This window comes from Endozoicomonas sp. ONNA1 (assembly GCF_024606325.1).
Lineage (GTDB): Bacteria > Pseudomonadota > Gammaproteobacteria > Pseudomonadales > Endozoicomonadaceae > Endozoicomonas_A.
In genome coordinates this window covers 1-11,829 of record NZ_JAHHPN010000203.1, presented here as the reverse complement: position 1 = coordinate 11,829, position 11,829 = coordinate 1, and the positions used below count along the sequence as shown (strand labels likewise).

The window sequence follows — 11,829 nt, the reverse complement described above, 5'->3', positions numbered from 1 at the left end:
CAGGAATTTTTATCCTCAATTTATTGCAACCGCAGTAGGACAGCCTTAAGTCCGAAAGGCTGCTAGTCCTCAACGAAAGTCTTATTATCAATCGCAGCCAGCCAAGCTCTTGCTCTTTCCCCATCCACTTTGGCATTCAGGCGATCGGCCAGTGCCAGTGATTCCAGAGCCTCCGCTCTGGCTTTGCCCCAATTTTTCTTACGATGATGAATTTTTGCCAGCATGAAGTGATAAAGCATCTGTGAGCGTGCACCCTCAATAAGGGGTTCTATGGATCTAATAACGGTCAGAGCTCTGTCGTAGTCGCCATCAAGGTAATCAATTCTTGCCAACCTCAAGCCAGAGCGAACTATTTCGTAAGGATCATTCAGGTAGTGATAGAGGGCATGAGATTTTACCAATGCTACTCTGGCACGATCCAGATCAGGCTCACCCACATCACTATGGGCTGCCCCCAGGTTATAAAGTGTCTTAGCCTCAAGATACGGGTCAACCGGTCGTCGTTTCTGTAACACTTCCATGCCTTTTTCAGCGTAGTCAATCGCCTCCTTGTGACCCTGAGCCCTGGCTACCCCAGACAACAGAGACAGACTGGAAACATAGCCATCCCAATCCTCGTGCTCGTGGGCATAGTTGCTGGCTTCCTCAGCCAGTTTGCGACAATCGTCATAATCGCCCAGATAGAAATACATGGAAGACACATCCATGGCAATTCGAACCCTTTCCTGATAACGCGACTGTGCAGCCGCCTCCTGCATCCCTTGGGTACCCAATTGGATATAGGTCTGCCAGCAGCCTTCCTGCTTCATTTTGGAGCCATTCTGCAAGAGCCAGTCAACCAACTGTTCTGACTTGCTCTCAGGCGGCTGTAATTGTTGACAAATAGCAGGCTCTTCATCAGAGACCTGTTCCCCGCCGGCCGCTTCATGGGAAAAGAGAATAGCGCACAAAAGCACGAAGCATTTTGCGTTATATTTGGGAAAATAAGACTTTGAAACAGTCAAGAACAACGGCTTCTGCATAAATTCAGACCCCATCTCATTCCAACCAGGAGTATTGATAACTATTCGATAACGATCAGCCGACCCGGAGAACCCTATCAATTAACCCTTAATAAAATAGCCGACAGAAAATGGAGTCTGGTATAGGATAATCATACTGCACTGGATGAGGCTTCATTCTGTCAACGACCAAAAGTCCGAAACGCGGTCCTCACCGGCCTTTACGCAAAAGCCCGGATGACCGCTCGACAGAATTCAATCGTTACAATAACCAAAACAATGGAACCAGAACTATGAACCAGGCCTACAACCAACTGGTAGAACGTTTCAACAAGCTTTACCGTTTTCAACATCTTTCCGCTATTGCCAGTTGGGATCAGTCCGCCATAATGCCTTCCGGGGGCAACCAGGCTCGATCTGAAGCACTGGCAGAACTTTCTGGCCTGATGCACGAACTGCTGACTGAAGAACAGGTAGGCCATTGGCTTCAGGAAGCCCGGGAAAAAGCTGACGACACGGTAACACAAAGTTCTATCCGGGAAATGGAACGAAGCTGGAGAAAAGCCTCTGTTATGCCAGCAGAACTGGTCAAAGCTCAGTCTCTGGCCAGTTCGAAGTGTGAGCACGCTTGGCGAACCCAGCGGCCGAAAAATGACTGGAAAGGCTTCTCCGAAAACCTGAAAGAAGTGGTCAAACTAGCCCGTGAAGAGGCCAGTATTCGCTCCGCCGCATCCGGCGCCAGAGGCTACGACGCCCTGCTGGAGCTTTATGAACCCGGTATGACTTCCAAAGAGCTGGATGTTCTTTTTGGTCACCTCAAGAGCTGGCTGCCAGAAACCTTGCAAACCGTTGTCGAACAGCAAAAGAATGATTCTCTGATAGCCAGTCAGGGCCACTACCCTGCCGAGAACCAGAAAGCCCTCGGGTTGGATGTTATGAAACTGCTGGGGTTTGACTTCAATCATGGCCGACTGGACGTCAGTGTCCACCCATTCTGTGGTGGGGTTCCGGAAGATGTTCGCCTCACTACCCGATATAACGAACAAGACTTCGTTGAATCCCTGATGGGAACGATCCACGAAACAGGTCACGCCCGCTATAACCAGAATCTTCCGGCAGATCTGAGGTCGCTGCCACTTGGCTCCTACCGCTCAATGGGGGTCCATGAAGGCCAAAGTCTGTTTTTTGAAATGCAGCTGGGTCGCAGCCCGGAGTTCCTGAAGCTCATCAGACCTCTGATCGTGAAACACCTGTCAGAAGGTCAGGAGGATGAGCGTTTCAGCCAGATTAACCTTGAGAAGATCTACAACCGGGTAAAGCCCGGTTTTATCCGCGTAGACGCCGATGAAATCAGTTATCCCATGCATGTCATCCTGCGTTATGAAATCGAGAAGGCACTGATCGAGGGAGAACTGCTGGTGGATGACCTGCCCCAGATCTGGGATGAGAAAATGCAGGCTTACCTGGGCCTTGCCACCGGCGAAAATCACAGCACCGGCTGTATGCAAGACATTCACTGGCCAATGGGCGCTTTTGGCTACTTCCCAAGCTATACTTTGGGTGCCATGTACGCAGCACAGCAGTTTGCCACTGTTAAGCGACAATTGCCCGATGTAGAGAGCCGCATCGCTACCGGCGATTTGGAGCCGGTATTTAACTGGCTGACAGAAAACATCTGGCAGCAAGGCTGCAAGCTGGAAACTCACGAACTATACACTCAGGCCACCGGCGAACCGCTGAATGCAGATCACTTCAAGCAGCACATTCTGAGTCGTTACCTGAAGACTTGATGACTCGCTCCCCTTAAGCTCCTGAACCCACTCACTCCGAGGTCGGGTTCAGGTTTACTGAACAACCATCCCGTATTGGCTATCGAATTTTAGAAACTCATACGACACACAGCAGGAGTTGGTGTGCACTGTTTAGCATTGTACTATCTGCCTTAACGGCCAGCATACGCTACAAAAACCATCAGCTTAGTTGGTGAAGTGTTATCAAAAAAATTCAAAAGGCTATTGATACCAGATGGTGGTGGATGTCAATTATAATGTCGATGGGCCATGATAAATGGATAAAGATTTGATTTTCCCATTTTTATCAAGTTTAAAAACATCTACATATGGCCTGTTAGTGCCATCAATATTTAGAGTTAAATATAATACACAGTCAGCCAAAAGCTGTTGATTAACAACATCATACTTCACACCATTATCTTCATGACAAAATAAGTATTTAGCTGTAATTTTTCCATATTTGGGTGAATACACCAAGTCATCTTGATCGCTGAATAATGGCAATATGCCATTGCATTCGTTACCATTCTTAAGGCTTTCTACGTATGTCTTTGTAACTATTGTGCAATAGTCAGAATAGGCAGCGTTAGAGGTAAATGCGATTATTGATATAAAAAATAAGCATGCGACATTACTCATCATGTTTAGCCTCACATATCTGGCATTAGGATTTTAGTACATGGTCGACTATTTAATTTGCACGACAACATCAAGGCCAGCCCATTTGTCCTGGCACCCTGTGCATAACGCCCTGCTGCTTCAGCTGCGATACACCCAAGGCCGTTTAGAAAGCATTCTAGTATAATGATGGCAACTTTCTCACTAAGCTAGCCAGGGTGGGTCGACATAGTATTCGCCCCTGGCCCTCCATGGCTCGCAACGATGGTGACAGTCGATTTTTGCAAGCAGAGCTCAAATCTTGAACCTTGAACATATTCAAAAGGAGCAAGAATCAAGTATGCAATCCGCCGAAATACAGAACATTAGCCGCTACATAGTGACAGCTGCCTCACTGGTGATCATTCTTGCCGGTATTCGTCTGGGCAGTGAAATACTCTCTCTCCTGCTGTTTTCCTACTTCCTGGCGATTCTTCTCAACCCAGCCATTAACGCCTTGAGCCGACTGCATATTCCCAGGGTGCTGGGCATTCTGTTAGTAGTCTCGGTGCTAATCATCACTATGATGATGATTGTGGCTTCCATTGGCAGTGCCTTACAGGACTTTGCCAAGGCGCTGCCAGGGTATAAGCAGCAAACGATCGATATGATTCATCAGATCAGTGACAAACTGGCGCAACGCAACATTAATCTGGATCTGAAATCCATCGCTGAACCATTGGATACCTCATCCATCTTTAGCTTTTTAACGTCCATGCTGACCCATATGGGCAGTGCCACCAGTTATGTTTTCCTGATCTTTCTGACGGTTATATTCATGCTGGCCGAGGCACCGCTACTGAGAAATAAACTGATCCGTTCCATGTCTGATCCGGACCAGCAGCTGAAAGATCTCGAAAGATTTGTTGCCTCGGTCAATCGTTATGTTGCCCTGAAAACGGCCATCAGTGTGCTCACAGGATTACTGGTCGCTCTATTGCTAGGATTGCGAGGGGTTAACTTTTACCTTTTGGGCGGCATTCTGGCTTTTGCCCTGAACTTTATTCCAAACATTGGTTCCATACTGGCGGCCATTCCCGGCATCCTGATCACTTTGCTGCAACTGGGTTTTTCTGAAGCACTATTTGTTTCAGCTGGCTATTTCCTGATCAACATGCTGATTGGTAACATGCTTGAGCCAAGAGTATTAGGTAAGGGACTCGGTCTTTCGTCCATGGTCGTTTTTTTATCGTTGCTGATCTGGGGCTGGTTATTGGGCCCGATTGGCATGCTGCTCTCAGTCCCTCTGACCATCAGCATAAAAGTACTATTGGAATCCTCGCCCGGTAGCCGAAGATTTGCTGCGCTCTTGGGGTCTGGAAGGCCAAAAGAGGAGGTGGACGCTGAACAGTCAAAATAATACTTAGCATCAGCCGACTGTACTAAAGTGAACAGATTCATCAATGGACAGGCAAATACTATGCAGAAAAATCCATGGACAAACTGGGTTGAAAAGATTCGCGCCATTGCTCAGAACGGAATAACCTATACCGACGGCGGCTTTGATCTGGAGCGCTACCAGCAGCTTCAGGACATTGCCCACGAAATGACAGCACTTCTTGCAGGCGCTCCCATTGAAAAAGTCGATCACTATTTTCTTCCTGAAACAGGCTATACCACACCCAAGCTCGATATCCGGGCTGGAGTGTTTCAGGAAGGTCGTATCCTGCTGGTAAGAGAACGCTCTGATGGTTGCTGGGCTCTGCCCGGCGGCTGGGCCGACGTCTGCGAGTCCCCAGCTCTGGGAGCAGAACGGGAAACTCTGGAAGAGTCAGGGTATATTGTCAAAGCCCGGAAGCTGGTGGCTGTGCGTGATGTTCATAAACACCCCTACTCTCCCAGAAACCCTCACCACCTGATCAAAATGCTGTTTTTGTGTGAACTCAAGGGTGGCAGCCCAACTGCCAACATCGAAATATCAGAGGTCGGTTTTTTCGAGCCGGATCAACTGCCACATCTCTCACAGGGGAGAACCATTGCTTCCGACATTGCTTTGATGAAGCAACATCATGAAAACAATGGTTTGCCAACAGAGTTCGATAAATAGGCAGGTTTACCTGCCATTTTCCTGACGAATCAGGCTGTTCCGCCTACCGTGATTTCATCGATTTTGAGCGTGGGCTGGCCAACACCAACAGGCACAGACTGACCGTCTTTACCGCAAACACCAACGCCCGGATCCAGCTCCAGATCATTGCCGACCATAGAGACCTGATTCATAACATCCGGTCCGTTGCCGATCAGCGTAGCGCCTTTAACCGGAGTGGTTACCTTGCCATTCTCAATCAGGTAAGCCTCACTGGTGGAAAATACAAATTTGCCAGAAGTAATATCGACCTGACCACCGCCCATATTGGCGACGTAGATTCCTTTATCAACACTGGCAACAATCTCACCCGGATCGCTTTTGCCAGCCAACATGTAGGTGTTGGTCATTCGTGGCATGGGCAGATGAGAATAAGACTCTCGACGTCCATTACCCGTAGAAGCAACGCCCATCAGACGGGCATTCAGCTTATCCTGCATGTAGCCTTTCAGGATACCGTTCTCAACCAGAACCGTTGATTCGGTGGGTACACCTTCGTCGTCCAGATTCAGGGAGCCTCTGCGGCCTGTCAGCGTGCCGTCATCAACAATGGTGCATAGCGGCGAAGCAACCCTCTCACCGACACGACCTGCGTAGGCAGAACTGCCTTTACGGTTAAAGTCGCCTTCCAGACCGTGTCCTACGGCTTCATGCAGCAGAACACCCGACCAACCCGGAGCCAATACGACCGGCATGGTCCCAGCCGGAGCAGCAACAGCTTCATGATTCACAAGAGCCTGTCGCACCGCTTCACGGGCATAGCTCAAGCCTTTATCATTTTGGATAAACTGCAGATAGTCACCACGACCACCTCCACCGGCAGAACCTCGCTCAATACGGCCATCTTTCTCGGCAATAACACTGACGCTCATACGTACCAACGGCCGTATATCCGCAGCCAGAGTACCATCAGAAGCAGCCACCAGAACCACTTCGTGGACACCCGCCAGACTGACGTTAACCTGCTTAACCGCTGGATCCGCTTTTCTGGCTTCCTGGTCAACAGCCTTGAGCAGAGACACTTTATCTTCACGACTCATGGAGTCCAGAGGATTATCCGTGCCGTAAAGAGCCAGTGGCTGACTTCGGTTCCAGGCCTGAATCTGATGCTCCTGACCCAGACGAGCAATACTCCGGGCCGCGCCCGCAGCCTGCTCCAGGGCCGGTAAAATGATTTCGTTGGAATAGGCAAAGCCGGTTTTCTCGCCACTGATAGCACGTACACCTACACCCCGGTCTACATTGAAGCTGCCTTCTTTGATGATACTGTCTTCCAGCGCCCAGACTTCATGACGTGTTGACTGAAAGAAGAGATCCGCTGCGTCAACCGAATGCCCCAGAATACTGTCAAGCACTCTGCCCAGCTCGTTGTCACCGATATTTGCCGGCGCCAGCAAATGATTTCGCGCCTGTGTAAGAATGTCGGTCATAGTTTATTCAGGCCCTAGCTATTATCCATTGCCTGCTTGATTATTCGGAGCAGGCCTACATCGTTATAAAGAGATTGTCACACCTATGGACAAAAAAAGCATTCCCATTTTGCTTAAGGCTGTTTCTGACTCAGGGTTTTTTCCGCTTGGGAATCTCTGTCTGACCTGGTTTTCGGGCTTTGCTGGAGAATAATTGATCCAGAGTCACCTCAGGGTTGTCAAAAGAGCCTCTGATTCGGTAGCGAATACTGGCCAGCTGATCCACCTGTTTACCCACCAGCATATCCGCCAGATAAATCAGACCGGCCACCTGAGGTGCAGATCCAAGCAAGACACTGAGTATCGGCAGATTAGACGATAATGGAAGTGTAACAACCAGACTCATGTCCATACTTTCAGTGACACTGTCTACACGGCCATCCAGCTTGAAGTTCGACGAAGGACCATCAATTTCAAGAGGCTTATCAAAAGTGATAATTCCTTCGTCGAACCGCACGACCCCATCCAGGCGGTCAAAACTGATGCCTTTCTTGTAGAGGTCAGAAAAATCGAGACGCAGACGCCGGGTCAGAGCCTCCATATTCAGGATGCCGAACATTTTCAAGGCGCCGGCTCCCCCTTCTACCTTCTGCAGGGTACCATTTTCCAGCTTTAGTCGAACGGCACCTGTCAGTGACACTATATTGATACCCATCGGAGGTCCATCCCAAGCCAGCTTCCCCTGAATGGTCGTTTTCTTAGCTGAAACAAAAGGTGAGATACCCAAAGCTTCCTGCAGAGCCTGAATGCCAGACCCTGTCAGGCGCTCATTAAAAGAAGTCCTGTGCTGACCATTGATGTAGGTCCAGTCCAAATCTCCGAATAACGGCATCTTCTGCAAATTGATTTTCAGATTCTCAATCCGCTTCCCATCAGGAAAAGGTCTCAAACCAAAAGAAACTGAACCCAAAGTCCTGTCGCCCAGCTTAAAAGAGTCTATGGAAATATCAGCATTGGGCAGTTCTGAAGGCCTGAGATCACCCAATAGACCTCTGTGTTCTACGGTAGATTCATTCTTTGCCGAACCCTGGGAAACATACAGTTTTTTCAGATTCAACTGGTATGGCTGCTTCTGATCCTCTGGTATCATCAAGCTGCCATCTATCTTGTCACTGCTTAAAACAAGACGTGTGCCACCGGTCTCATGAGACAGGTTAAACACCAGGTTATTCAGAGTCTCTTGACTGAAGAGCAGCTGATCAATCTTCAATTGCCTGACTTCAATCTGACTCACCAGGGTCTTTTCAGTTTTGTCACCCGGCTGCCCTTCGAACTGCTGTTTCCAAGGCATCAGATCGAGTTTGGATAGTTGCCCAGACAGTACAATTTTATCAGGTTTCATGGCCGGCAGTTGACCTTTACCACCAACAAGAACGACAGCAGACTGATACTTAAAGCCGTCACCAAACTGAATTCTGGCTTGTCCCGTCTTACCAAGAACGATATCCAGTTCATCTCGATGAGCGAATTGATTAAGGCGCAATTCAAAGGGCACTGTCTGATCAGCCGCTACTTTTAAGGGGGCTGGAAGCTCGACTTCCATTCCTTTCAGGTCACTGGTGACTTTCAACTGAATGTCAGCAGGCTTGCCACCCAGTACCAAGTGGCCCTTGTAACGACTGGCACCTTCCAGAAAACTGAGGGCATCCAGCTGAAGCCATTGCTGAAGTCCTTCAGCAGAAACAGAACCGTGCCAGTTAAAATGGACCTCAGGCTCAGCTTTATTCGTCATATCGGTGTCAATACTGGCCTCGACAGAATCACCCAGAAAAAGGCCTTGCACTTTTTTAGCGGACAATCCGGTTTCGGTACTGAAATTCAAGGCCCCCTGAATGTCGTCAATCTGAACATCAGCCGTATCTATACCAAAATAAGCTCCCGATGTTTTCACACTGACGTCAACTGACGTATCCATGGCATGCTCCAGTGGAATCATCAACTGGACGCTGCCATCCAGGTCTCCGCGAATCGTCCAGTTCTTTGCTTCTCCCTTCAGCCGCTTATTAATTGGGGTTTCAGTCAAGAGCTTTTCCAGATCCTGACCAAGAGCGGCCACCTGACCGGAGATGTTCAAATCCAGATTTTTATCCAGTGCCAGATCAGCCTGGACATTGCTGAGTTTTGCATCCAGTAACTTTGCCGACACAATATCAATCTTTATATTGTCGTTATCCACCCAGATCTGCCCCCGGGCGTCATAGACTTCAGGCCAGTCAGGGTGATAATCCAGGCGCGCTTTATTGACATCGAAATAGAGTCCCCACTTCACATCATCAGGGTCGTCAGTGTCCTCCAGCGGGCCATCATAGGTGAAACGTCCTTCATAGACTTCTGCCCCTTTGATACTGGTATCAAGCCACGTGACCAGCTCTTTTGAAAGCGCAGACAGCTGGCTGGGAAGGTATTTCGGAGCATAGCTGGCATCACCATTTTTCATGCCCACATTCAGGTCCATGACAATGGGCTCCTTCCCATCCAGAGGAATATCCAGTCTCAGCTGACCACTAAGATCACCCTCGGGGGCTTTTAAGGTGATATCGTCGCTACTCAGCTGAAAGAAATCCTCCTTATCCAGAACGTCCCAGCTAAGCTTTGCTTTGGCACTATCATAGTGCCAGACCTTACGAAAGACTTCGGTCAGCCCCAGAGTGAAATTTTCTGTTTCCAGGTCGAAGTAACCGCTGATCGTGCCCATTTTTAGATATCCATTGACGTTTGATGCAGACGGTGCTCCTTTCCAGGCATCTACTGAAACGTTGTTCAGATTCGCAGAAAGATCCAGCCGCTCTCGCAGCGGCTTATCGGGAAAATATTGGGCAGAAATGTTATCCAGCTCACCAGCCGGGTTAAGAATAGTGAAGAGTTCATCAGCCAGCTCTGGCATTAACTGGGTACTGACCAGAAAAGATTTAAGGGCTGCCAGATCAACAGAGCTTACCGAAGTCGTGTAAATCGACTCTCTACCCCTTTTGCCATGAATCTTGATGTTAAGACCAAACGCATGATCGCCGGATGTCAGGCTCAGATTTTTCAACCCAAGCTTCCAATCTGTACTCCCAACCAGATAATCGCTGCTCAGTGAGAGTTCAGTGGATAGAGAAACATCCGGTAGCACTTGCTGACCTTTATGGTAGACAATGGCTGGCAGATTCAGATCTCCCTGCAACTGCCATTGACCATCAAGATATTCCCAGTCGGCCTCCAGATTCAACTGAGCGGTTTGCAAATAGGCGTTTTTTAACTCAGCGCTTTTTAACTGAAGAGCACCTTGTGAAATGAGCGCAGTCCAGGGAGCCAGATCCAGTGCATCAGTCTTGATCAGCCCGGACCAGGCCATGTCCTTTCTTTGAATCCCCTTGCCGAGCGCTTTGAATTCCAGAGCCCCTTGTTGAGTCACAATCCGGGTCTGAAGATGCCTCAGCTCTGACTCTTCCTTAACCATGAAAAAGTAGCGGGTATCGAGAATTAACGGCTCGCTGCCAAAAGGCTGCATGGTGAGGGAAAAGTTGGTGACATCAATGTGCTCTTGAAGCTGCAAAAACTCCAGAGTTTTGTGCAGGTTAAGGCCCTTGCCATCATCGCGGATGTATTGAACTCCCCTGAGCGACCACACGCCATCACTGTCACTCTGTATGGCCAGGGTAACACCCTCTGCTTCCAGATAGGTAAAGACCGGAGCCCGGTTCATCAGACTGGCTTTCAAATCCAACTCAAGATCAAGGCGCTCAATAGCAAAGCCGGGGGCTTCAGAAGTATTCCCCTGAAGCGACAAGCCTTTGATGCTGACAGTAGGACTGCCGCCAGCCCAGTTGGTCTCCAGCTGATCGATAGCGAATGAGGTATCGAGTGTGTCGTTAAGATATTCAACAAGATGGTCTTGAAAAAAAGGCAGGCATCCGATAAAGATTCGGGCCCCTGCAACCAGCAATACCATAAACAGAAGGGCCGCCATGACCAGGCGGAAACTCCATATAGCGGTAGACTTGAGGTAAGTTACCAGCCTTGAATCTGACCTCATGAAATACCAGGCCATCTGTTTTTCATTGACGCGTTCCTATTCCCGTTTATACCAGCACCACATCAAACTGTTCCTGGCTGTATATGGGTTCAACCTGGAAACGAATCGGTTTTTGAATAAACTCTTCGAGATCTGCTACGTTACTGGATTCTTCATCCAGCAGGCGGTCGACTACATGCTCAGACGCCAGAACCGTGTAACTCTGGCTGTCGTATGCACGAACGGCTCGAAGAATTTCTCTGAAAATTTCATAGCACACCGTCTCAGCTGTTTTCAGTGTGCCACGACCATCGCATGTTGGACAGGGTTCACACAGTACATTTTCCAGTGACTCCCGTGTTCTCTTACGGGTCATTTCCACTAGCCCCAGCTCACTGACTCCGGTGATATTGGTTTTGGCGTGATCTTTCTCCAGAGACCTTTCGTAAGTTCTCAGAACCTGTCTCTGATGCTCAGGGTCTTCCATATCGATAAAATCGATAATAATAATGCCTCCCAGATTGCGTAATCGTAACTGCCGGGCAATGGCTACAGAAGCTTCCAGATTGGTCTTAAGGATAGTTTCCTCGAGGTTACGATGACCCACGAAAGCCCCCGTGTTTACATCAATCGTGGTCATAGCCTCAGTCTGATCGATAATCAGGTAACCGCCTGATTTCAATTGCACCTTGCGACTGAGCGCCTTGTTAATTTCGTCTTCGACCCCAAACAGGTCAAAAATAGGACGCTCTCCCGGGTAATATTCAACCCTGCCATCCACCAGAGGCACCAGTTTTTTTGACAAACTTGGATACCTTATTGAAAG

The 11,829-nt window shown here is 48.8% G+C and carries 7 protein-coding genes and 1 pseudogene; 3 read left to right on the top strand and 5 right to left on the bottom strand.

Annotated elements, in window-relative coordinates; all coding sequences use genetic code 11:
• Positions 1-62 precede the first annotated feature (62 nt).
• Positions 63-956: a tetratricopeptide repeat protein gene (locus KDK19_RS04840; RefSeq protein ID WP_257291460.1), complete on the bottom strand. Its 894-nt coding sequence runs from the start codon at positions 954-956 to the stop codon at positions 63-65.
• Positions 957-1,294: 338 nt separating this feature from the next.
• On the opposite strand from KDK19_RS04840, the gene KDK19_RS04835 reads away from it, so the two are divergent.
• Positions 1,295-2,791, top strand: a complete 1,497-nt coding sequence (locus KDK19_RS04835; RefSeq protein WP_257291459.1) for a carboxypeptidase M32 — start codon at positions 1,295-1,297, stop codon at positions 2,789-2,791.
• A gap of 252 nt (positions 2,792-3,043) precedes the next feature.
• Here KDK19_RS04835 and KDK19_RS04830 read toward each other — a convergent pair whose 3' ends face one another.
• The gene (locus KDK19_RS04830) at positions 3,044-3,436 is read right to left on the bottom strand and encodes a hypothetical protein (RefSeq protein ID WP_257275303.1); all 393 of its coding nucleotides are present in this window, start codon (positions 3,434-3,436) and stop codon (positions 3,044-3,046) included.
• Between the two features lie 316 nt (positions 3,437-3,752).
• Here KDK19_RS04830 and KDK19_RS04825 point away from each other — a divergent pair, with 316 nt between their 5' ends.
• Together KDK19_RS04825 and KDK19_RS04820 are read left to right on the top strand one after the other, a co-directional pair.
• On the top strand, positions 3,753-4,811 hold the full coding sequence (locus KDK19_RS04825) for an AI-2E family transporter (protein WP_257253210.1): 1,059 nt from the start codon (positions 3,753-3,755) through the stop codon (positions 4,809-4,811).
• A gap of 60 nt (positions 4,812-4,871) precedes the next feature.
• Positions 4,872-5,498 (top strand): NUDIX hydrolase, encoded by a 627-nt coding sequence (locus KDK19_RS04820; RefSeq protein WP_257253212.1) that lies wholly within the window; start codon positions 4,872-4,874, stop codon positions 5,496-5,498.
• Between the two features lie 29 nt (positions 5,499-5,527).
• On the opposite strand, the gene tldD is transcribed toward KDK19_RS04820, so the two are convergent.
• From tldD to KDK19_RS04805, 3 genes and pseudogenes are all read right to left on the bottom strand, one after another.
• Positions 5,528-6,967, bottom strand: a complete 1,440-nt coding sequence (gene tldD, locus KDK19_RS04815; RefSeq protein ID WP_257253214.1) for a metalloprotease TldD — start codon at positions 6,965-6,967, stop codon at positions 5,528-5,530.
• A gap of 130 nt (positions 6,968-7,097) precedes the next feature.
• Positions 7,098-11,039: a YhdP family protein gene (locus KDK19_RS04810; protein WP_257291458.1), complete on the bottom strand. Its 3,942-nt coding sequence runs from the start codon at positions 11,037-11,039 to the stop codon at positions 7,098-7,100.
• Positions 11,040-11,070: 31 nt separating this feature from the next.
• A pseudogene (locus tag KDK19_RS04805) lies at positions 11,071-11,829 on the bottom strand (ribonuclease E/G); the annotation flags it as partial.

Excerpts from the sequence above, each read along its gene's own strand:
- KDK19_RS04835 (WP_257291459.1), top strand. The coding sequence starts at position 1,295 with ATGAACCAGGCCTACAACCAACTGGTAGAACGTTTCAACAAGCTTTAC.
- KDK19_RS04830 (WP_257275303.1), bottom strand. The coding sequence starts at position 3,436 with ATGATGAGTAATGTCGCATGCTTATTTTTTATATCAATAATCGCATTT.
- KDK19_RS04825 (WP_257253210.1), top strand. The coding sequence starts at position 3,753 with ATGCAATCCGCCGAAATACAGAACATTAGCCGCTACATAGTGACAGCT.
- KDK19_RS04820 (WP_257253212.1), top strand. The coding sequence starts at position 4,872 with ATGCAGAAAAATCCATGGACAAACTGGGTTGAAAAGATTCGCGCCATT.
- tldD (WP_257253214.1), bottom strand. The coding sequence starts at position 6,967 with ATGACCGACATTCTTACACAGGCGCGAAATCATTTGCTGGCGCCGGCA.
- KDK19_RS04810 (WP_257291458.1), bottom strand. The coding sequence starts at position 11,039 with ATGGCCTGGTATTTCATGAGGTCAGATTCAAGGCTGGTAACTTACCTC.